The 20,488-nt window shown below is 66.5% G+C and carries 24 protein-coding genes and 1 pseudogene; 6 read left to right on the top strand and 19 right to left on the bottom strand.

What is annotated here, in order from left to right; genetic code table 11:
* Positions 1-47 precede the first annotated feature (47 nt).
* From M3M54_RS11035 to M3M54_RS11075, 9 genes are all read right to left on the bottom strand, one after another.
* Positions 48-701, bottom strand: coding sequence for a response regulator transcription factor (locus M3M54_RS11035; RefSeq protein ID WP_249019100.1), 654 nt, complete (start codon positions 699-701; stop codon positions 48-50).
* On the bottom strand, positions 698-1,993 hold the full coding sequence (locus tag M3M54_RS11040; RefSeq protein ID WP_249019101.1) for a sensor histidine kinase: 1,296 nt from the start codon (positions 1,991-1,993) through the stop codon (positions 698-700). The genes M3M54_RS11035 and M3M54_RS11040 overlap by 4 nt, the downstream gene beginning before the upstream one ends.
* Positions 1,990-3,048, bottom strand: coding sequence for a PspC domain-containing protein (locus tag M3M54_RS11045; RefSeq protein WP_249019102.1), 1,059 nt, complete (start codon positions 3,046-3,048; stop codon positions 1,990-1,992). Before M3M54_RS11045 ends, M3M54_RS11040 begins: the two co-directional genes overlap by 4 nt.
* Positions 3,045-3,578: a hypothetical protein gene (locus tag M3M54_RS11050; protein WP_249019103.1), complete on the bottom strand. Its 534-nt coding sequence runs from the start codon at positions 3,576-3,578 to the stop codon at positions 3,045-3,047. The genes M3M54_RS11045 and M3M54_RS11050 overlap by 4 nt, the downstream gene beginning before the upstream one ends.
* Positions 3,579-4,001: 423 nt before the next feature.
* Positions 4,002-4,442 (bottom strand): thiol-disulfide oxidoreductase DCC family protein, encoded by a 441-nt coding sequence (locus M3M54_RS11055; RefSeq protein WP_249019104.1) that lies wholly within the window; start codon positions 4,440-4,442, stop codon positions 4,002-4,004.
* Between the two features lie 385 nt (positions 4,443-4,827).
* Entirely contained in the window at positions 4,828-6,138 is a 1,311-nt protein-coding gene (locus M3M54_RS11060) for a type II toxin-antitoxin system HipA family toxin (protein ID WP_249019105.1), read from the bottom strand.
* Positions 6,135-6,497, bottom strand: a complete 363-nt coding sequence (locus M3M54_RS11065) for a helix-turn-helix domain-containing protein (RefSeq protein ID WP_249019106.1) — start codon at positions 6,495-6,497, stop codon at positions 6,135-6,137. Before M3M54_RS11065 ends, M3M54_RS11060 begins: the two co-directional genes overlap by 4 nt.
* Positions 6,498-7,107: 610 nt before the next feature.
* Positions 7,108-8,343 (bottom strand): IS4 family transposase, encoded by a 1,236-nt coding sequence (locus M3M54_RS11070; RefSeq protein ID WP_249019107.1) that lies wholly within the window; start codon positions 8,341-8,343, stop codon positions 7,108-7,110.
* 66 nt (positions 8,344-8,409) lie between these two features.
* Positions 8,410-10,182 carry an IS1634 family transposase gene (locus M3M54_RS11075; protein WP_249019108.1) on the bottom strand — a complete coding sequence of 591 codons (1,773 nt, stop codon included), beginning with the start codon at positions 10,180-10,182 and terminating at the stop codon, positions 8,410-8,412.
* A gap of 285 nt (positions 10,183-10,467) precedes the next feature.
* Between M3M54_RS11075 and M3M54_RS11080 the strand changes: the two genes are divergently transcribed.
* The 3 genes from M3M54_RS11080 to M3M54_RS11090 all read left to right on the top strand — a co-directional run bounded on the left by M3M54_RS11080 (position 10,468) and on the right by M3M54_RS11090 (position 12,744).
* On the top strand, positions 10,468-11,703 hold the full coding sequence (locus M3M54_RS11080) for an IS4 family transposase (RefSeq protein ID WP_249019107.1): 1,236 nt from the start codon (positions 10,468-10,470) through the stop codon (positions 11,701-11,703).
* A gap of 430 nt (positions 11,704-12,133) precedes the next feature.
* On the top strand, positions 12,134-12,355 hold the full coding sequence (locus tag M3M54_RS11085) for an AbrB/MazE/SpoVT family DNA-binding domain-containing protein (protein WP_249019109.1): 222 nt from the start codon (positions 12,134-12,136) through the stop codon (positions 12,353-12,355).
* Positions 12,352-12,744 (top strand): PIN domain-containing protein, encoded by a 393-nt coding sequence (locus M3M54_RS11090; RefSeq protein ID WP_249019110.1) that lies wholly within the window; start codon positions 12,352-12,354, stop codon positions 12,742-12,744. The genes M3M54_RS11085 and M3M54_RS11090 overlap by 4 nt, the downstream gene beginning before the upstream one ends.
* A 109-nt stretch (positions 12,745-12,853) precedes the next feature.
* Here the strand turns inward: M3M54_RS11090 and M3M54_RS11095 are convergent, their stop codons facing one another.
* Both M3M54_RS11095 and M3M54_RS11100 read right to left on the bottom strand, forming a co-directional pair.
* Entirely contained in the window at positions 12,854-13,369 is a 516-nt protein-coding gene (locus tag M3M54_RS11095; protein WP_249019111.1) for a nucleotidyltransferase, read from the bottom strand.
* 10 nt (positions 13,370-13,379) lie between these two features.
* Positions 13,380-13,727, bottom strand: a complete 348-nt coding sequence (locus tag M3M54_RS11100; protein WP_371878579.1) for a helix-turn-helix domain-containing protein — start codon at positions 13,725-13,727, stop codon at positions 13,380-13,382.
* Positions 13,728-13,787: 60 nt separating this feature from the next.
* Between M3M54_RS11100 and M3M54_RS11105 the strand changes: the two genes are divergently transcribed.
* Positions 13,788-13,985 (top strand): hypothetical protein, encoded by a 198-nt coding sequence (locus M3M54_RS11105; protein ID WP_249019112.1) that lies wholly within the window; start codon positions 13,788-13,790, stop codon positions 13,983-13,985.
* A gap of 265 nt (positions 13,986-14,250) precedes the next feature.
* On the opposite strand, the gene M3M54_RS11110 is transcribed toward M3M54_RS11105, so the two are convergent.
* A complete protein-coding gene (locus M3M54_RS11110; RefSeq protein ID WP_249019113.1) occupies positions 14,251-14,670 on the bottom strand; it encodes a transposase in 420 nt (139 codons plus the stop codon).
* Here M3M54_RS11110 and M3M54_RS11115 point away from each other — a divergent pair.
* Positions 14,669-15,349, top strand: coding sequence for an alpha/beta fold hydrolase (locus tag M3M54_RS11115; protein WP_249019114.1), 681 nt, complete (start codon positions 14,669-14,671; stop codon positions 15,347-15,349). The genes M3M54_RS11110 and M3M54_RS11115 overlap by 2 nt on opposite strands.
* 474 nt (positions 15,350-15,823) lie before the next feature.
* Here M3M54_RS11115 and M3M54_RS11120 read toward each other — a convergent pair whose 3' ends face one another.
* Positions 15,824-16,297, bottom strand: coding sequence for a MarR family winged helix-turn-helix transcriptional regulator (locus M3M54_RS11120; protein WP_249019115.1), 474 nt, complete (start codon positions 16,295-16,297; stop codon positions 15,824-15,826).
* Between the two features lie 108 nt (positions 16,298-16,405).
* Here M3M54_RS11120 and M3M54_RS11125 point away from each other — a divergent pair, with 108 nt between their 5' ends.
* Positions 16,406-17,287, top strand: a complete 882-nt coding sequence (locus M3M54_RS11125) for an alpha/beta fold hydrolase (RefSeq protein ID WP_249019116.1) — start codon at positions 16,406-16,408, stop codon at positions 17,285-17,287.
* A 646-nt stretch (positions 17,288-17,933) separates the two neighbouring features.
* Here M3M54_RS11125 and M3M54_RS11130 read toward each other — a convergent pair.
* From M3M54_RS11130 to M3M54_RS11150, 6 genes and pseudogenes are all read right to left on the bottom strand, one after another.
* Positions 17,934-18,503, bottom strand: a complete 570-nt coding sequence (locus M3M54_RS11130; RefSeq protein WP_249019117.1) for a helix-turn-helix domain-containing protein — start codon at positions 18,501-18,503, stop codon at positions 17,934-17,936.
* Between the two features lie 98 nt (positions 18,504-18,601).
* Positions 18,602-18,754: a hypothetical protein gene (locus tag M3M54_RS11135; protein WP_249019118.1), complete on the bottom strand. Its 153-nt coding sequence runs from the start codon at positions 18,752-18,754 to the stop codon at positions 18,602-18,604.
* Positions 18,755-18,850: 96 nt separating this feature from the next.
* A pseudogene (locus M3M54_RS16980) lies at positions 18,851-19,075 on the bottom strand (YdeI/OmpD-associated family protein); the annotation flags it as partial.
* A gap of 290 nt (positions 19,076-19,365) precedes the next feature.
* Positions 19,366-19,746, bottom strand: coding sequence for a hypothetical protein (locus tag M3M54_RS11140; RefSeq protein ID WP_249019119.1), 381 nt, complete (start codon positions 19,744-19,746; stop codon positions 19,366-19,368).
* Positions 19,747-19,976: 230 nt separating this feature from the next.
* Positions 19,977-20,210 (bottom strand): hypothetical protein, encoded by a 234-nt coding sequence (locus M3M54_RS11145; RefSeq protein ID WP_249019120.1) that lies wholly within the window; start codon positions 20,208-20,210, stop codon positions 19,977-19,979.
* Between the two features lies 1 nt (position 20,211).
* Entirely contained in the window at positions 20,212-20,451 is a 240-nt protein-coding gene (locus M3M54_RS11150) for a hypothetical protein (protein ID WP_249019121.1), read from the bottom strand.
* Positions 20,452-20,488 lie beyond the last annotated feature (37 nt).

Raw genomic sequence — 20,488 nt, forward strand, 5'->3', positions numbered from 1 at the left:
GGATCTCCAGTGTCCCCGCCACCCCGCCAGTCTCGCCATCGGGTGCCTCACTCACCGATCCTGCGCTGCGCCGCCCAGCGGGCCAGCTGGTGGCGGTTTGAGAGGTTCAGCTTGCGCAGGACGGAGGAGACGTGTGACTCAACCGTCTTAGCCGATATGCCCAGCCTGTGGGCGATCTCCTTGTACAGGTAGCCGCGGGCGATCAGCTCGAGCACCTCGACCTCTCGCCGGGTTAGGCCCTCCACCTCGCGCCCCGCGCTCGACCCTCGCTCACGCCCGGCAAATGCGTCCAGCACGAACCCGGCCAGCGTCGGGGAGAGCACCACCTCGCCGCCGGCCACACGCTCGATCGCCGCGACGAGCTCGGCCGCCGTGATCGTCTTTGTGACATACCCGCGGGCGCCGGCGCGGATCAGGTCGATCACATCCTCGGGCGCGTCCGAGACAGACAGCGCCAGGAAGCGCACACCGGGAAGCTCGGCGCCGATCGTGCGGATGATCTCGAGACCACCGCCGTCTGGCACGTGCACGTCCAGCAGCACCACGTCGGGTTGCCGCTGGCGAATCAGCGTGATCGCGTCGGCCACGCTTCCAGCCTCGCCGAGCACGGCGACGCGAGCGGCGATCTCCGCCTTGACGCCCGCCCTGAACAGCTCGTGGTCGTCCACGATCACCACCGTTGGCGGGCTTGGGTCGCTCACTGTCGTTGCATTGTGAGCGTTATCTCGCAGCCCTCGCCAAACCTGCTCGAGATCTCCGCCCGGCCGCCGTTGCGCTCCATGCGGGCGATGATCGAGTCGGAGATCCCGTGGCGGTCAGCCGGGATGGCACCGACGTCGAAGCCCGGCCCACGATCGTGAACGTAGATCTGGAGCTGATCTTCACCTGCGCTCAGGAACACCGCGAGGGGCGCTCCGGGAGCGTGGCGCGCGGCGTTGACCAGTGCCTCCCGCGCGGCCGCGAGCAACGCAGCGGCTCGCTGGTCAAGCGGGGCGTCGCCGACCGTGACGAGATCCACCCTGATACCGAAGCTGTCCTCGAGCTCGGCGACAAGCGCGCGCAGCGCGGGCTCGAGCCGTGTCCCCTCGCGGCCCGCGCTGCGCCCAAGCAGCCAGTCACGCAGCTCGCGCTCCTGTCTGCGGGCGAGCGCCTCGACCGTGGCCGGTTCGTCCGCCCGCCGCTGAATCAGCGCCAGGGTCTGTAGCACCGAGTCGTGCAGCTGGTCGGCGAGCTCAGCCCGCTCGACCGCCAGCGCCCGCTGAAGGCGCTCGCGCTCGAGCAGCCGGCGGTTGCGTAGCGCCCAGGGCTCCCACACGAACACCAGCACGGCGATCACGGCGGCGCTGGCAAGTGCGACGTGGCCTGAATCACGCAGGCGCAGGACGTGTTCGGCGAACAGCGCGGCGCCAGCGCAGGCGAGCAGTCCGCCGAGCGCCGCGCGGACCGTCGCGTGGTCGAAGTTGGCATACGCGTCCGCGTGGGCGCGGTTACCTGCGGCGCTCCAGAAGAGCGCGAGGCCCGAGGCCGTCAGCAGGACCGACCACAGGTAGACCGGCGGTGAGTAGGTGAGGTGAGCGGCAAACGCCGTGAGCACCACCGCCAGTCCCAGCAGGCCGGTGCCGGCCGCGCGGCGCCAGTCAACCGCGGGCACCGACCCGTTCGCGAGCACCGTCTCGCGCAGCGACGCGGCGGCATAGGCGAGCGCTCCGAACCCGGCGAGCGGCGCGGTTGCGAGCACCAGGATGCGCAGCAGCCAGCGCAGCGGCCTGGAGCGGACCGAACGAGTGATGACGCCGCCGTAGCATCCGGATTCGCTCGCCCCGGCGCCGGCCCAAGTCAGGAGCGCTGCTCCCATCAGCGCACAGAGCAGCGCGAGTGGCCAGTAGACCTCGCCACCGACGCCGGGCGCGCTCAGAGCCAGGCCGCCGACCCCTACCATGACCAGGGCCGCGCTGGCGGGGTTCGCCTTCATCTGTGCGCGCGGGCGTCTCAACAGAACGCCTGACTGGAGACGGATTCGATCTCCACGCAGCCCCTGCCGACGGTGGCGTCGACCGTCAGGCGCTGGCGTGCTCGCAGCGCCGCGCCGCCGCTCGCCTGGGAGGGCGTGATCTGGATGGTTCGCGTCAGCATGAAGGCCTGCGCGTGACCAAACCGCAGCTGCGCCCAGCTGAGGTTGCCCGAGCCGATCGCCACGTGCACGGTGGTGAGCGCATCAGCGGGAACGACGATCTGCACCGTACCGATGCCGGCGTTGGCTGACCAGTGGGATGTCCGTTGACCGGATCCCGGCCGCAACCGGCCAAGATCCAGCTGCACGAACCCGACCGCGCGTGTGTAGTCGTGCCCGGCGCGGACGCTTGTGGGCGTCGCGATCAACTTGCCGACGCCGCCCGCGAGCCTCGCGCCGCCGCCCGCGAGCAGGAGTGCCACAAGGCCGAGCGGCAGACAGGCGGCCGTATAGACCCGGGTGTTGAGCCGCTGCCCCTGTACCCAGCCCAGGAGACCCAGAACGATCAACACCAGGTCTAGAAGGCGGCCGACGGGAGCCTGCGGAAAGAGCTCCATGACCGCCGCCAGCGCGAGCGCGGCCGCCACCGGTGGTGCAGCGGACAGCACCACGCGGCGATCCTCGTGCGCCGGCACGGCTTGAGCGGGGCGGCGGCTGTCAAGCACCACGAGCCAGAGAAGCAGCTCCACGCCGCCAAAGGCGATCCATACCGGCGGTGACTGGTTGAAGACGCTGTCGTCGAGGCTCAGCGTTCCCAGGCCAACAACCGCCACGCCCATCAGCGCGAGCGCGCGCAGCAGACCCACCAGGTTCGACCAGTCGGGGAGCCGGCGCCCGTCGTGCGGCAGGACCAGCGCTGCTACACAGTAGATGCCAAAAGCCGGCCAGAACTGGAGGTACGCGGCGATCAGAATCAGCACCCGGATGAAGGTCGGGCTGGCCCGCAGGCGCGCCGCGAGCTCGGCCGCGACGCCGGCGAGCACCCAGCGTCCACTTGCAGCGGCCGCCTCGTCACCGATGCCCGCAAACGCGCTCATTGCACCTGAGAGTTGATTGCGAGGCGCCCCTCCCGGAAGCAGAGCGCCAAGCTCGAGAGCGGGTAGACCAAACACGGCAGTGACTCGCCCGACGCGAGCGTTGTGGCTGTACCGAGGTCGGGCGCGGGTCCGAGGGCCGCGATCACGCTGGCCTCACGCTCGCCCCGGCGCAGCCCTGCGAGCGCCGCCGGTAACGGTCCAGAGCTCACCGCGGGACGACCTGCCAGGTACCCGGCCCCAGCCACGGCGGTAGCGAGCACGAGCGCGACGGCCACCATGGTCGTGCGCCGGGACCGGCCAACCCACAGGACGGCCGCCCCGAGCCACAGTGCGGTGGCCAACGCGGCCAGCACGAGCGCGGATCGATGCGACACCGGGTGGTAGCTGACGTTCCATCCGTACCCGGGCCCGAAGCTCATGGAGCCGCTCGAGCGGCCAAGCTGTCCGATCAGGCCCCAGGGAAGGAACGCGACCAGCGCGATGCCGACAGCCAGCAGACCTCGCGGCCCGCTTCCCTTTCGTCTGCTCAAGATGCTCTCCACAGCCGGACATCGTGTCCGAACTCGGCGCCGGAGGCAATCCGAGCTTTCCCGGCCCGCTCAGGGATTCCCCTGATGCCGCAGCGTGGAGCGACGGCTCCACGGTCGCGCTGAAGAGGAACCTGCCGTGTGCCCGACGGCCGGTACTGAACCCGGAGATCGTCTCAACGGGGCCACCGCCAAGCCCCGCGATCTGCTCGACTGCGCCCTCGAGCGCAGCCCGGGCGACCCCCTGCCCGCGGTGGCGCCGGTCGACGTAGAAGCACTGGATCCGCCAGTCCACGCCGCAGTTGCCACCCTGGCCTGGTTGGGCGCCACGTTACGCTCGCGCTGGACACGCTGGTCAGTCCCTGGGCGGATCTTGAAGCCCCGGGGAGGCGACTGACCTGAGGGCCGTCCGCCGCTGGCGCGCAGCTATCGGCCAGCCTCGCGGCGGGCCACATACTCGCTGGCGCGGCGCTTGGCGCTGGTGGGTATTGACCGCGAGAGCCGGGAGCGATGCTCGGCAACCCAGCGGTAGCCGCGATTGGTGCGCCCCGGGACCAGCGCCAGGGCCCTGGCGGGCAGCACGCCGCCGGGAAGCAACCGCAACAGCGGCGGCAGAGCCTCGCCCGCGGAGTGGCGCACCCCAGCCGGGGAGACCAGATGCCAGGAGCGCATGCGCTCTTCACGGGACAGCTCGGCCAGCAGCTCATCCGCTTCAGAACGTTGGAGTGCGACCGGGCGCAGTCGCTCCGCGCGGTCCCATCGCAGCACGCCAGCGAGTGCCCACTTGCAGAAACCACAGTCAGCGTCGTAAAGCACCAACCAACACGGCTCCGCGAACACCGTGGGCACACGATCAGAGGCAGACATCAGGCTCTCGACGATCATAGGCCGCACAACGCCACGGCCGAGCACCAAGCCGCACACGCTCGGTGCCGTGATCGCCCCCGCGCGAAGCCCGCATCTCACCGCCTCGCTCAGGATGCCTGTCTTGAGATGCGAGGCCTACTCGACGCGCTGATCGAGATGTCGCCGTCGCGTTCTTTCGTCGCCACGACTGTGGTTCCCACCCGAGATCTGTCCCAAGGAATTCCCCTGCCACCGCAACTCGCGGTCGGGCGCGAGCCGCGACTCCTGGCTCATGCTCTCGTGATGAGAACCGCGCTCAGATCGGCACTCTGGCTGAGTCGCCGGAGCGCTCCAGGCGCCGGTGCCAGTCGTGCGACTGCGCGATCCGCTTGTGTGGGGTCGGTCATCAGTTCTGCGGGAGCTTCAGTCTATGGGCACCGCGAATGTGATCTCGCATGCTTTCGCTGATGCGGAGTTCATCGGCGATGCGCGGCCACTCGGCGACGACATCTGTCACCTCGGCGAGGATGTGTTGCGGACGGCCTCGCTTCAGCCCGGCGGCCTTTCCTACCGCGTTCAGGTCGGCGACGGTGAATCCGTCGCGCTTTCCGTTGGCGGTCATCTGGTGGGCTTGAAGCCACTGGTTGCCAGGCGCGAAGGCAAAGGTGAGATCGTAGGCGGGTGCGAGCTGCCAGAAACCGTCGCGGCCCATGATGAACGAGATGTTCTTGACGTGATCATCCTGGTTTCGGGCGACGATGTTGAACACCATGCGCCGGAACAGGGCCTCAGCCTCGGGTACGCCCAGTCCGAGCTTGCGCACAAGCAGGAACGCGCGCTCGTAGCTATAGATTCCGGGGATGTTGTAGCTGACGTGTTCCAGGGCGCCGACGGTCTGCACATGCAGCTTGCCGCCAGCGTCAGGCCGGTCAAACCGGCGTGTCATGAAGTGCCGGCGACCGTTCTCCGGAAGGAGGCGGCTCTCGGGCGTCTCGATGCCTGCGGCCCGTGCCATCCGCCAGTAGGCGAACTCGATCGCCCCCCAACCTTGCGGGTCGTGGAGTCCGTGGTCTCCCGCCCGGCCCACGCCGTCGAACTTCAGCAGCCAATGCTGGAAGCCTGGCCCCACGTCGAGCTGGCCGGAGCGGACCTGTCCGGTTTGCTCGTTGAACGCGATGATCGCTTTGGGACGTGCTCCGCCGGCGCTCGTGCCGAGTGTCAGGATGGCGCTCAGCTCCTGCTCGTCAGGATCGGAAGCCAGCGACGCCACGAACGCTGCGCGCTGCTCAAGCACCGCTGTGGCCAGCTCCACCAGCTTGCCGACCTCCAGATCGGTACCGTGCGGCGCCTGTGTGCTGATCGCCGGCTGGAACTCCAGAGCACCGATGCCTCGTGTCCCGATGTAGCAGAGCCGTTCGACAACGTCGAACGAGTCAGGCGAGCGACCCTGCGCGTCTAGCCACACGTTGATCAGCGTCTGCCCCCAGCGATCCGGCAGCGCGTCTGCCAACAGGCCCGGCAGCCCGTGAAACGCCTCATCGCGATTCAGAGCCGCGAAGCTGTACGGGGTCGTGCGTAGGGGCATGTGAACCGGGGAGAGCTCAACCCCGCTGCGCACGAACTCGGGCCTGTACTGGAAAACTGGCACAGCACCCGCAGCGGCGACCGAAACCGCGCCGATCTCACGACCCCACAGGGTCACTGCCGCAGTGGTCACGACTCATCACCCCACGTCCAAGTCTCTTCGGACGGTTGCTGGGCGCCCCCTTCCGTTGAGCGGTGACGGGCACGTCGGCGGGTCCGGCGGATCCGGTCAAGCTCCATCACCGGCAGCACGACCCGATCGGGGATGGCGGCGTCAACCGCAGTCAGCAGATCAAGTGCGCGCAGGACCTTCACGAGCGACGCCGTCTGCACGCTGCCGCCACCTTCGATCTTCTGGATCGTGGAGCGTCCGAGGCCGGCGAGATCGCCGAGTTCGATCTGCGTCAGATTTCGTTCCAACCGATGCGCCTCCAGCCGCCGCCCCAGCTCCCGCAGGATGGCTGCATCAGTGAGTTCCACGAAACTGAGCATGGACTCGCAAGCCTAAAGCCAGGTTTGTGCCATAACGCTTGTCATTACAAGCTTGACCTTAGCACTAAGGTCAAGACACTTCGCTTGCATATGCAAGCACTAACTATCGCTGACCCACTTAATGCTTGCGATAGCAAGCGGCAGTCCCGGGGCCCGCTGGTGAGGATCTCCGCTATCCGGTCGCGCTGAGGCTCGGCTGTGTCGCCAAGCGCGACCAGCGGCGCGGCGTCGACGATCAGGTCAAGCGCCGAAACCCCGCCGCAGCTCCGGCTCGGGGATCTCAGAGATCGGCTGTGGACGCGGTCAACACGCGCGAATCCGTCCGCCAGAGCAAAGCTGCGGTCATTTCGCCCGGTCGGCTGATAGGCGACGATCGCTGCGCGCAAGATCTCTGCCCGTGAGCGGCCCTCCTGACGGGCTAGGCCCAATACCGTTAAGTTAGGCGGCTAGTACGGTGATGGCGTCTTCGGGACGTTTGGTCGGCTTGGGTGTGTTGCGGTGTTCGGCGCGTTTGACTGGCCAGTTGCTCATCTTGCGTTTGATGACGCGCGGGTTGCGACGGAGGCGACGGGCGGGGAGTGGCTGGGCGAGGATCTCGGCGACCGCCCGCTCATGAGCGGTCGCGAGGCTGTGGGGGGGAAAATCCCGGTCTGGTGCGGGCTGAGCGCTGGGCGGCACGCAGGCCGCTGGTGAACGACAATCGGTCGGGATCGACATCGGCGGCGAGAGCGGCATCGTGCATCAGCCGGCGGATCGCGTAGTGGGCGCACAGGTACCCGTAGGCTTCCTGGTAGACGCCGTCGGGGGTCTTTGAGCGCAGCACCACGCGCGGACCGCGCTGGTGGGTTTTCAGCTCATCCAGCGCGTTCTCGAGCTCCCAGCGTTGGTGGTAGAGCGCGCCGAGCTCGCCGGCGGGGCCGTGCTCGGGGTCGAGGATCGTGCAGATCAGCCGGTAGCGCTGCTCGGGATCTGAGCGGGCGCCGTCGTCGAGCTGGTACTCGATCACGCGGACCTGCTCGCCGTCGCGCTTGGCGCGCTGGTCTTTCTGGTCTTTGTAGATGCGGGTCAGATACGAGCCGTCGGTGAGCTGCCGCTCGCGTGGGAGGACCATGTTCGCCTTCACCCGCCACAGCAACTGTGCCCCGGTTTCACGGGCGTTCAGCCAGCGCTTGAAGCTGTAGAAGCCACGGTCGGCCAGGCACAACTGACCCGCCTCAAGCGTACCGATAAGCTCATCAGCGAGTGCGTTCTCCCCGGTCGTGTACGGCCCCAGCGCCGCCTCGCAGATCGCGTGCGTGCCCGTCTCTGAGAGCGCGACCAGCCGTAGCTGCGGAAACGCGCCGACCCCTTGCCCGCGGCCCGTCCCCGGCCGCCCGAACAACGTCTCGTTCTCAGGCGTGTCAGCCACATCCAGGCACGTCCCGTCCAAGCTCATCAACCGCCACTCTCGGTAGAACGCGCCCCTGGTCGCCTCCACCGCCAACGGACGCGCAGCCGCGTGAAACAGCAGCGCAAGCGGCTCTGACCCCAGACGCTTACGCGCCAAAAAGATCGCGACCTTGCTCGGCACCTCCCACGAGGACTGCCAGCCCGACTCCCATGAGAGCCCCTCCACCAACCGGCGCATCACCTCCTCATAGGACGCATCGGCAAACAACGCCATCGCCAGCACGTAATACACCACCACCCGCGCCGGCAAAAGCCGCTGGCGCCGCTCCCGCCGCCCCGCCTGCGCCACCACCCGATCCACCAGCTCCGGCGGAAACACCCGCGTCAGAACACCAACCGAGATGTGATCCGAAACACGCTGATCAGACTGCGGCTTGACCCAACCAGACCGAGGCACGCCACAACAATAACCCCACCACCAGACACTAACTTAACGGTATTGGGGCTAGGCCCATTTTCCGCGCTATGCGTGGGTAAGGGCTGCTCGTGTTTGCTCGGGCCAGGGTGGTGTGATCTGGAGGAGTTCGAGGACACGCCGTTGGGTGTGGGTGAGTTGGTCGAGTTCGATCCCGGCGCGGGTGTAGGTGAGGCCGAGTCCTTGGAAGGCGCTGAGGATGTTGCGCCCGGTGGGTTTGGCTGAGCGGTTCTCGGGCAGCAGCCCGGGGATCTGCTCGGTGTCGCCGAGCGCTCTGCGGGTTTCGGTTTCGATCAGTCCGAAGATCAGCAGCGCGATCCCGATGATGCTGGTCAGCGCATAGATGTGGTCGTCGTTGTGTAGGAAGATCGGCCGGACTTTGAGTGTCTGTTTGTAGTCGCGGTGTCGGCGCTCGACGATCTGCTGGCCCTTGTAGTCGCGGAGGACCTGCCCGGCGGTCAGGTGTTTGGTGGGGAGGTTGGTCGCCAGCGCGTAGATCCCGTCGGTCTGCGCGGCGGTGTTGATCGCGTCCTGGTCGCGTGTCCAGGTGAGCGTCGGTTTGCCGTTGCGGGTGGCGGTCTTGACCGCGATCAGGTTCTCGACCGGGCTGGTGAGGATCCGCGTGACGCGGGCGTCGACCTGCTGGCGGGTTTTGTAGTAGCGGCCACCCAGCCCGTTGCGGACGCGCTGCAGCTGCTCTTCGGCCTTCTGCAGGGCGCGCTCACGCGCGGCGGCGACCTCGCGGTGTTCCTCTGAGGAGTGGATGTAGGCGACCCGGAAGCGGCGTGTCTGGCCGGTCTCGGGGTCGGTCAGTTCCCAGTCGCGCAGCGCGCCGCGGTACTGGGTGCGAAGCTTGGCCGGGAGGTTCTGCTCGCGGGCTGAGACATACCGCAGCGCTCGCAGCCCGCCCGCCCCGACATCGGTGATGAACCGCTCCCGAAACCCGGTTTGCGCGCGTAACGGCACGATGAACTGAAGGCCGGCGCGGGCGATCTCACACAGCGTCTTGGGATGCCCGCACGCGGAGTCAAGGATCAACAGGCCACCCGGCCCTGACAGGTCCCGCAGCCGCTGCAGGCTCTGGGCGACCAGCGACACCTCGGCCGCGTTGCCCGGCTCCGGGCGCAGGTACAACGAAACCCCGTCCGTGGTCGCGGCCTGCAACACCCGCACCTGGCGGGCGACGCCCTGCCCTTGCGCCCAGCCGTTGGCGATCAGCGCCGAGTCCTCATACGCGCCACAGACCCGCAGCGCGGTCAGATCGACGTGCAGCCGGCCGGCGTCGACACCGAAGGTCTCGATCGCCCGGGCGGCCAGAGTGCCGCGCAACGTCTCGGCGTACACCGCAAGGATCTCCAGCGCCCGCCCCAACCGGTCGTCGTTGAGCAGCGCCGGCGGGATCCCGAGCAGCTCCTGCAACGCCGCTCCCGACGCCCAGCCGGCGATGTCATACAACGGCGAGGGAGAGCACAAGCGGCTGCAGATCAGCGCTGCGACGCTCTCCCCGACCGACAGCTGCTGGCGCCCGCGCTGCGGCAACGCCCGATCGACCGTCCCGATCAAATCCAGCTTGTTGATGAAATGCCACGCCAACAGCAGCGGCCCAACCTCGCGGCGCACGCCCGTCATCGGCGGGTCCAGTCGCGCAAAGGAGCCCATCAGCTGCTCAAGTTGGCCCGACGCCTTGAGCTCGTCCTCACGCCCCAGCGTCCTGAGCACCCGATGACGTACCCGTCCGTGCTCATCGCGATACGCCTGCACCAGCCGCAGATACACGTAGCGCTTCGAGCCCCGAGAGACCGCGTGACGCTTCACATACATGTTGGCCCTACACTAACGGCCGCGCCGGACGGAACTATCGCCAGCTCCCATGGGCACTCCAGGCCGCCACACCGGAACCAGCATGATCCCACAGTTTGGCCCTACACGAACGGTTCCTTGGACACCACCGCTGACCACCATCACGCCCACGATGCCAACAAACACCGGCCAACGCGAGCCGCCAAGCCACCAGCAGCAATCCGGCTTACCGCGCCATCACGCGGAAAATGGGGCTAGGCTCAATACCGTTAAGTTAGTGTCTGGTGGTGGGGTTATTGTTGTGGCGTGCCTCGGTCTGGTTGGGTCAAGCCGCAGTCTGATCAGCGTGTTTCGGATCACATCTCGGTTGGTGTTCTGACGCGGGTGTTTCCGCCGGAGCTGGTGGATCGGGTGGTGGCGCAGGCGGGGCGGCGGGAGCGGCGCCAGCGGCTTTTGCCGGCGCGGGTGGTGGTGTATTACGTGCTGGCGATGGCGTTGTTTGCCGATGCGTCCTATGAGGAGGTGATGCGCCGGTTGGTGGAGGGGCTCTCATGGGAGTCGGGCTGGCAGTCCTCGTGGGAGGTGCCGAGCAAGGTCGCGATCTTTTTGGCGCGTAAGCGTCTGGGGTCAGAGCCGCTTGCGCTGCTGTTTCACGCGGCTGCGCGTCCGTTGGCGGTGGAGGCGACCAGGGGCGCGTTCTACCGAGAGTGGCGGTTGATGAGCTTGGACGGGACGTGCCTGGATGTGGCTGACACGCCTGAGAACGAGACGTTGTTCGGGCGGCCGGGGACGGGCCGCGGGCAAGGGGTCGGCGCGTTTCCGCAGCTACGGCTGGTCGCGCTCTCAGAGACGGGCACGCACGCGATCTGCGAGGCGGCGCTGGGGCCGTACACGACCGGGGAGAACGCACTCGCTGATGAGCTTATCGGTACGCTTGAGGCGGGTCAGTTGTGCCTGGCCGACCGTGGCTTCTACAGCTTCAAGCGCTGGCTGAACGCCCGTGAAACCGGGGCACAGTTGCTGTGGCGGGTGAAGGCGAACATGGTCCTCCCACGCGAGCGGCAGCTCACCGACGGCTCGTATCTGACCCGCATCTACAAAGACCAGAAAGACCAGCGCGCCAAGCGCGACGGCGAGCAGGTCCGCGTGATCGAGTACCAGCTCGACGACGGCGCCCGCTCAGATCCCGAGCAGCGCTACCGGCTGATCTGCACGATCCTCGACCCCGAGCACGGCCCCGCCGGCGAGCTCGGCGCGCTCTACCACCAACGCTGGGAGCTCGAGAACGCGCTGGATGAGCTGAAAACCCACCAGCGCGGTCCGCGCGTGGTGCTGCGCTCAAAGACCCCCGACGGCGTCTACCAGGAAGCCTACGGGTACCTGTGCGCCCACTACGCGATCCGCCGGCTGATGCACGATGCCGCTCTCGCCGCCGATGTCGATCCCGACCGATTGTCGTTCACCAGCGGCCTGCGTGCCGCCCAGCGCTCAGCCCGCACCAGACCGGGATTTTCCCCCCCACAGCCTCGCGACCGCTCATGAGCGGGCGGTCGCCGAGATCCTCGCCCAGCCACTCCCCGCCCGTCGCCTCCGTCGCAACCCGCGCGTCATCAAACGCAAGATGAGCAACTGGCCAGTCAAACGCGCCGAACACCGCAACACACCCAAGCCGACCAAACGTCCCGAAGACGCCATCACCGTACTAGCCGCCTAACTTAACGGTATTGGGGCTAGGCTAGCGAGACGCTGGGCCTGTTCATCGGCGAGGTATACGCCGGTCTCGCGCATCATCACAGTCACGTAGGGCACGAGTTAGGGTGGTCAACGGTCCTCGCCGATGCCGAAGCACCCAACAGCTCTGCTTTCGGCGCAAGGCAGGGAAGCCGTCGGCGCTTTGAAGGTGCGCGTCCCGGCGGCGACGCGGGGCTGGTGGGCCAACGCCACTTGCTGCCTTTACCTGTAAAGTAAAGGCATGGCACGAATCTCCGCGAAAAATCAGATCACGATCCCGGTTGCCGCTCTCGAGGAGGTCCGTCTACGCGCAGGCGAGCAGGTCACGATCGAGCCAAGCGGCGACGGTGAGCTGCGGATTCGTCGCTCGACCGGATCTTTCGAGGAGGCGTTTGGCGCGCTGACGGGTATCTACCCGCCTGCCTACCTCGTTCGGCTCGACGCCGAGGACGAGCAACGGTGAAGCTGCTAATTGACGCCCACGTTCTGATCGGGGCGCTCGACGAACACGACGCCCATCACGCTCACGCCCGGGCGCTGTTCACCCGCTGGCATCACGGCCAGGATGCGGTAGCGATCAGTGCTGTGAATCTCACCGAGGTGCTGATTGCCCCGTCCGCAGACGCCGCGAAGCTCGCCGCCGCTCGACGCGCGATCGGCATCCTCGGCGTCACCGTCCACCAGCCAAACGAGGCCATTGCGGTCGAGGCCGCACGGCTGCGGCAACGTCACCCGGTCAGCCTCCCGGACGGCTACTGCCTGGCGACAGCGAAGCACACTGGGTCCACAATCGCCTCATTCGATCAGAAGGCCCTGAATGCCGCCCAGCGCGAAGGCATCGCCGTTCTCTGAAGACTAGACCAGCGTCGCCAGGCTCGCGATGCTGGCATCTCGGCGCCCGGCACCATACACCTCAGCGGTCACCAATGCGGGCCCTTCTAGGTGAGCGGGAGCGCTCTACTCAGTTTGGGTGCTCGCCCTCGCCGCGCGCGGCTTTGAGCCTGGCGATGTCGGTCAGGTCTTCGTCGCGCGCGGACGCGCTCTTCATGCTGATGAGCTCGTTGTACCCCGCGTACAGCGCGCCGTCGAAATCAACCGCTCCTGCTCGAAGCTGGTGCCAGGAGCGTAAGCCGGGGATGTTCTGCATCACGTCCAATCGCCCGTGCTTGGTTCTGAGAACCCAGTTGCCTCCCTTCGTCAGGCCGTGCGCGTCGAGCTCGATGCCAAATTCCTCCTGGTCAAGCTCTCCGATATCAGGCTCGGCTCCCATTGAGCGGAGCGCACGAGCGAGGCGCTTCAGATTCGCCGGCGACGGCTCAGGCACGATGTCCACATCCTTTGTAGCTCGCACAACTCCATGGGCCGCCAATGAGAACCCGCCGATAATTACGAACTCGACGCTGTGGTCCTTGAGCGCGCTCAGCAGCTTCTCCGGGTCGAGCTTCGAGACACCGCGCGGCCCGGGCCCATCACCCACGTTTGGATTCTTAGCTCGTGCCACGCGCCCGTCTCTCCTGCGCCTGAGCGGCAACGCCAGTAACGAACGCTGAGAGCGTCATCACCTGACTGATGCGTTCCTGCGGCGTGGACTCAAGGAAGTCTCGTCGGAGCTCTTCTGCGGAGACGTTCCCGAGCGGTATCGGCTCGGGTGTGATCTGCAGCCGCAGCCCCATCGCGTGAAACAACCGCTCAAGCGTCGAGAGGGACGGTTCCGTAACTCCACGCTCGACGCGGCTCACGTACGTTTGCGTCGTGGCGGCCCGAGCAGCAAGCTCAGCTTGGCCCAGTCCCAACTCAACGCGAGCCGCTCGAAGCATTCCTCCAATGTCAGCCATGCGACCAGGATAGACCCAAATGAGTCTATGGGCATCGAAATTTATTCGAGAGCTCGACCGTTGAGAACCGCGTGCAAGAACAAGACGACAAAGCCGCTCGACGATCCCCACGTCTCTACGCACCTGCCCCACGCCGGTGAGTGCAAACAGGCCTCGATGCGCCGGCGGTTCCTGCGCCAGCGCAACATCGTCGAGTCCTACTACGCCTCCCTGATGCAACTCGGCCCGAAGGGTCGCGGCATCAACCGCCTCGCGTGAGCCAGCGACGTCGAGGTCGCCCCGCTTGTTCAGGTGGCTCCCTCCACCTGACGCTACGTCGCTAGCGTCGCCGAGACCCGCATCCGTCGCGGCACAGGTATCTCGCGCCGGGCGTCGAGAGACGTGCTTCGCGCGGAATCCGAGACGAGCGCTTTCACGATCAGGACCCGTTCGCCACCGCTTGAGCTTTGGCGACGATCCGTCGCCTTTCCGAGATGCGCGGTATCGGCAAAAAGGGCTCTCTCGGCATCGATGCGGTGAGGTGTCACCCGCTCTCGTGCTCGTGTAGTTCGTGTGGTAGGTGAAGGGTGATCGGGCCGCGGGTGAGCAGCACGAGCGCGAGCACGGCTTTGGCGTTGTGGAATCCGTAGGCGCGTCTGGTGATGAGCTGGACCTTGTTGTTGAGCGCTTCGGTGCGGCCTTGGTTGATCCCGAGGCGGATCGCGGCGAGGATCCCGTCGCGGTGTTTGCGGATCGTTTTGCCGAGCTTGATGAACCGCGTAAGCCGGCTGCGGGACAGCCGTGAGAGGAGCCGGTCGATCGGCACGGTGTCGTCGTCGAGGTCCAGTCCTGCCTGGAAGATCCCGCGGACGGTTTCTTTGAAGTTGTAGGCGCGCCACACCTGCCCGCCGGCGGCTGTGAGCGGGGAGTGAATGGTTCTGGATTTGGTGTAGCGTCTCGGCATGGACATCGTGCTCGTTGCGGGGCTTTGGCTCACTGCCGCTGTGTGGGACGCTGTCGTTCCGGTGCTAGAAGCGGCTGGTCACAGTCCGATATCGGTGATGCTGCCCGGCCAGGATGATGGTCTTGCGACTGCGACTCTTGCGGATCAGGTCTCGGCGGTGACCGGGGCAATCGATCGTTGCAGCGGTCCTGTGCTTGTCGTCGGGCACTCCGCTGCGTGCAGCCTTGCGTGGATTGCCGCGGACGCTCGTCCTGAGAAGGTCGCGAAGGTGGTGATGGTCGGCGGCTTCCCGTCGGGCGACGGTGAGACCTACGCTGATTTCTTCCCTTGCTCGAATGGGGTCATGCCATTCCCGGGCTGGCAGCACTTCGAGGGACCCGACTCGCGCGACCTCGACGAGCCGACCAAGGATCGGATGGCCGGTAGCTTCGTCTCGGTGCCCGAGGGCGTTGCCAAAGGCATCATCCACCTCAGCGACCAGAGCCGCTATGAGATCCCGGTTGTGATCGTGTGCCCGGAGTTCAGTGTCGAGCAGGCTCGCGAGTGGCTGGCCGAAGGCGTACCGGAGCTCAAACCGGTCAACGAGATCAGCTACGTCAACATCGACTCCGGACACTGGCCGATGTTGACGCGCCCGACCGAACTCGGACAGATCCTGTCAGCGCTGACCGGCGTCTGACAAACCGCGAGCAACACGCTACGAATCTCAACTCGAGGTCGCCGACGCTGTTTCCCGGCCAGCGTCCTTGCAGAGCACGAGCCCGTGCATCCGAGCACGGGACAGTGGTAGGTCGAGAAGACGATTCCCGACGCGCAGGCGGCATGTGTTTCGGCGGGACGACCTGCAGCAGGAACGACGTGCTCTTGCTTGCAGACATGTGTCTCCGAGGGTCCGGCCTTGGTCGCGCTTGGCACGGAAGCACGACTCGCAGACTATCCCTTCCGGGACCGCGGGCGGGAGAGCGACGCTATGCCTTTGGCGACCAAGCGCGAGTCGAGTCGATCCTGTTTTGGCGACGAGCGCGTCTATTGAAGTTTTACCCGAGAGACGCGCATCCGTCTTCCCGGAGGTATCGACGTTCGGCTGCCAGAGGGCGCGCTTGTGCGAGAGCAGAAGCCGTGGGGCGGCGCCGGAGCGTTTGCCGTTTGAAGCTCAGTCCGGAGATGACCCAGCGAGCCATCCGGGAGTGTCGAGACGAGACGGGGCTTTGATCCCGAGGTCGGCGAGTGCTTCTTCGAGGCGTTCGAGCTCTTTGATGCCGATGCGTTGTGCCCAGCGGTCTCGGAGCTCGTCGAAGACTTGCTCGCCGGTGGCGAGCAGGGCGTGGCCCTCGGCGGTGACGGTGAACCTGCGCCGGCGTGGGTCTCGCCGGTCGGCCTCGCCGGTGATGTAGCCGCGCTCCTCCAGAAAGCCGATTGTTTTGGCGGCGGCTTGTTTTGAGACGCCGAGATGGCGGGCGAGATCTGAGGCGGTGTCGGCGCCGGCGTCGATTGAACGAATCGCGAAGTCGTGGACCGGCCGGATCTTCTCGTGCCCACGTTCGGCAAGCTCAACACTGGCGGCATCCGCCAGGGAACGAAATCCCCCGAGCAACAACAGCGCGAGGTCGGCCCCGGAGCGAGACATACCCTGAGCATAGACAACGAGGTTGCATCAGCGACAACCAGGTTGCCATAGCGACAACCTAGTTGCTAGCGTGTGAGGCCACTTAGTTGTCTACCTGGAGGAGTACGCATGCCAGACACCACCACCGGCGCCTCGATTCCCGAGGTCAGCCACCACCACACGCTCCTCAACGACATCGACCTGCACTACGTCAGCGCCGGGTCTGACGGCACACCAGTTCTGCTCGTGCACGGGTTCCCAGAGACATGGTGGGCGTTTCACAAAGTCATCCCGCTCCTCGCGGCCGAGCACCGCGTGATCGCCGTCGATCTGCCCGGGTTCGGCGACTCCGGCAGCGCGCCGCAGGACAGCACTAGCGCCACCGCCGCGGAGACCCTGCGACGATTGATCCAGCAGCTCGACCTCGGTGCGGTTCATCTGACCGGCCAGGACATCAGCGGAGTCACCGCGTTCCGCCTGGCCGCGGTCCATCCGGAGCTGATCCGTAGCTTCACTGCGATTGAGACCGGCCTGCCCGGGTTCGGATTGGAGAGGCTCGCCGATGTGGCCCACGGCGGCGCTTGGCACATCGGCGTGCTGGCCGCACCCGGGATTCCAGAGATGTTGCTCGCCGGCCGTGAGCGAGAGTTCCTGGCCGGCTACGCCTATCCCGCCATGTGCGCGACCGACGGCGCCATCACCGACCAGGACATCGACGAGTTCACCCGTGCGTTCGCGCGCCCGGATGGCTTCCGCGGGGCAACCGGCCTTTACCGCGCCATGCTCCACGAAGGCGACGAAATTCGAGAACTAGCCACCCAACACATGCTGCAGATGCCAGTGCTAGCCATCGGCGCAGGCGGCGGAAACTTCACCCACCACACCATGACCCAAGTCGCCAAACACGTCAGCGCCGCCACCCTGGACGGCGTCGGGCACTACGCGGCAATGGAAGCCCCAGAGGCCCTCGCGCAAACACTCCTCGACTACTACGCAACCATCGACGGCTAAGCCACCGAAAGCACGACAGCTGACTCGGTCCGCCCCACCGGGACAACCTACAGAGGAACCCGGCCGGGCTCGTTGCCAATGGCCGCGCCTAGCGAGTCCATCGACCTCACGCCGCCAGTCTCGCCGCCGTGGCCACCGATCCCAGACTTCCGCGTCAGGCGCCAAGCGGCCCCGCGGCACCACCGCCGGACCTCCGTCGGGCCCCGCATTCGTTTCAACACCGCTATCTCGTCGTGACCAACAAGAGACGCGCTTCGCGCGGCAAGCGCGCAACTCGCTGACTACTGCTTTCGCCGGACAATCGGGGCGACCATCACCTTTGGAATGGAGACGCTACGCCGGGGATTGTTGACGGACACATTGGATGGTGATGATCGCGTCATCGGGGGTGATGATCTGGGTCATGAACGACCGAACGACCAAAGCCCCTTGCAGCGTGCTCCTGTGGCCCTCGGAACGGCGGCAAGGAAGAGAAACAGGGGGCACGGGGGCGTGTGGTGGTGCGTTGCGCGTCTGTGACCGCTTCGCTTTCGCTGTTGATCGCTCGGCAGGGGCGTAGCGCCAGGACGCGGGATGTTGTCGGGGTGCGGGCGTGTGCGATCCGAGCGATGCGACCCACCGCGCGTTGGTGCCCGCCCCGTGGGTGTCAGAACCCTGGTGGGTCGCGTCCCGGCCCGTGCAACAGGCCCGTCAACACCACAGCAAGCTCCCACGGTGACGCCGTGAGCTTCAGCCGTGACCGGCATGCCCTGGTCGCACGGCCGAGCGCGTCAACGGCCCCAACCAGCGGCGGGCCGCACACGAGCTGCTGGTCGGCTGACGGGTCAAGCACACGCTCCCACAGGCGAGCGGTCGTGGTGATCGCCCCGGCGCGGCGCGTGAAGGTCCGCAACCAGCCACGCACCGTCCCTGGTGGGCGCCCGAGCGCCGCTGCGATCGTGCGATGCCCCTGACCGTTGGCTTTGGCCAAAAGCGCCCGGCCGATCACTTCCGTTCCGTCACGCCGCCTGGCGAGCGCCCAGGCTGGAAGCAGCACGTGTGTTCGCTCGCAGCGCCGACAGCACGCTCGCCGTGGCCGCAGCAAGCGTGTCTCATCAAGCAGGCGCACGGTGCGCTCGCGCGCAAACCCCCACGGCGCAAGCGGCCCGTCACAAACCGGGCAGCACAAACGCCCAGTCACCAGATCAGCCTCCACCACCACCTGCTCTGCGCTCATCGCCATCACACCCACACAACACCACGCTCCTCACCAGGCCAACGCTCCCAACGGCCCCTCCCACGAGACCCCCGGGGCGACTCGTGTTGGAAGGCATATCAGACCCCGGCCGCACCGGCAAACGCCGCCACCAGCATGGTGATAAGCAGCATCACCGCTGACGGCACGGCAGCCGCCAGCACCCGCAAATTGCGGACGACTACCGCGACCCGGCCGGTCATCACCACCATCCTGGCGTTGACCGCGATCAACAGCCGATCACATCACCACGCTCAACGACGTTTGAGGGCCCAACCGTCACCACCCAGCGTGTCGCTCAACAGGGATTCGTGAAGCCGACTATTTAACCTGCCGGTGCGTTCGCGGTGCTTGCATCCCGGCCAGCAGCAGGGTCGGCGCTTACCTTCTTCCAGCTCTTCTTGGGTGCGGCGAATGCGGCGCTCACGAGTCTGCGCTTGCTTTGCCTCTTCAACCCAACAGATGAACTCGTTGCGTGCCTATGGCGTAATGTCGGACCAGGCGTTCAACGCAACCGCATTGGACAGGAGCGCGTCACGCAGATCAGCTGGCAATGCGTGAACCACTCCACCGGGGACGTCTGACTCATCTGATCAATGCTACGAGTCAGGGAGACAAGCCAGCCTCGTCCGCTGGTGATTGCGGTCTGTCCTGTCCGGGCTCTGGGCTAGCGCTACGGCGACGAGGCAGCGGCGCCGGAGCGCGGCTGCTGAACAAACGCTGTGCCATGGACGGGATAACCGGCGTTTCGTTCCGGGGTCTGGGCGCCGGGCGTGCTCAGGCGGGCCTTGGGCCGGGCTGGTGCTCGCCAAGCCCGAAAAGCCGAGCCGGCGCTACACCCGCCTCAGCGTATGTCACCGGGCCCTGCTCGCCCCCCGATTCCGCGAGAGGAAGGGACGCTCGGCTCGAGCGGGTGCGTCGCCCACGGGTGCAACCACAGCTTGACCCAGCGTGACGCGAAGCTCCCCGGGTCAATATTGGGACCATCCAATGCAACGGACACCCGGGTACCGAGCGGCTCGCCCTGACGCATCCAGAAGCCGTCCTGCTGATGGACCGTGGTGGCGGGCGCAGACGGGCCGTCACGCAGGGAGTGGACTGCGAGACTGCCGAAGAGCGCCTGCTCGACCGCCAGTTCGTCCGCGAGCCTCGACAGGAGGTTGACCGCAACGACGATGGGTAGACCAGGATCCTCATAGCGGCCACTCTGATTGCTCGGGAACAAGGTCACGCCCCCACAAGCTCAAGCCGTCGCAGACGTGCTCCTCGCCAAACCCGAACCCAACATGGCCGTCTGCACGGCTCGCATCGACAAGCTCTGAGGATCACCTGGCTCAGCACTCATACAAACGAGACCGCTCGGCGCTTGCCGGGAATCTCGCTTCGCTCGATCCGCGCTACACGGCCGCAGCGCCAAAGTCCAGCCGGCCTGATCGCTGCAACACCCAGCCCGGGTCAGCCGGTGACACCAACCGGCGGTGAGGGCAGCAGCTCGAGCAGATCGCCAGGCAGCCGCTCGCTGGCTTGCCAGTACTCAAGGCCGACCAGGTGACGGTCGGTGGGGTCAAGCTCGCGCAGACCAAAGTCGGTCTCCTCGGAGATAACGACGTTGGGGTCGTAGTCCTCGAAACGAAACCAGGCGATGTCGGCCTTGGCGTCATAGTGGCCGTCGATCTTCACGGTCTTCATGCTAGCCCCGCCGCCACAGCGTGACCACAAGCGCGGTCAACTCGTCCCCTTCCGGATAGTTGTAGGCAACAACCAGGCGCCCCACTTGCACCCGCCAGTCCGCAGCACGCGCGTTCCGCGTACGCCGGCCGTGACCGTCGAGGATCGCGTCCTCGACATCCAGCCTGGTGACGGCCAGCAGCTGCGCCTTGACCAGAGCATGGTCGGTCCACAGCACGGCCAGCGGACCGTGAGCTCTCATCGAAACCGTGCTCCGGAGAAGGACTGTGCTTGCAAGG

The organism is Conexibacter sp. S30A1 (genome assembly GCF_023330665.1).
In the GTDB taxonomy this organism is placed as follows: domain Bacteria; phylum Actinomycetota; class Thermoleophilia; order Solirubrobacterales; family Solirubrobacteraceae; genus Palsa-465.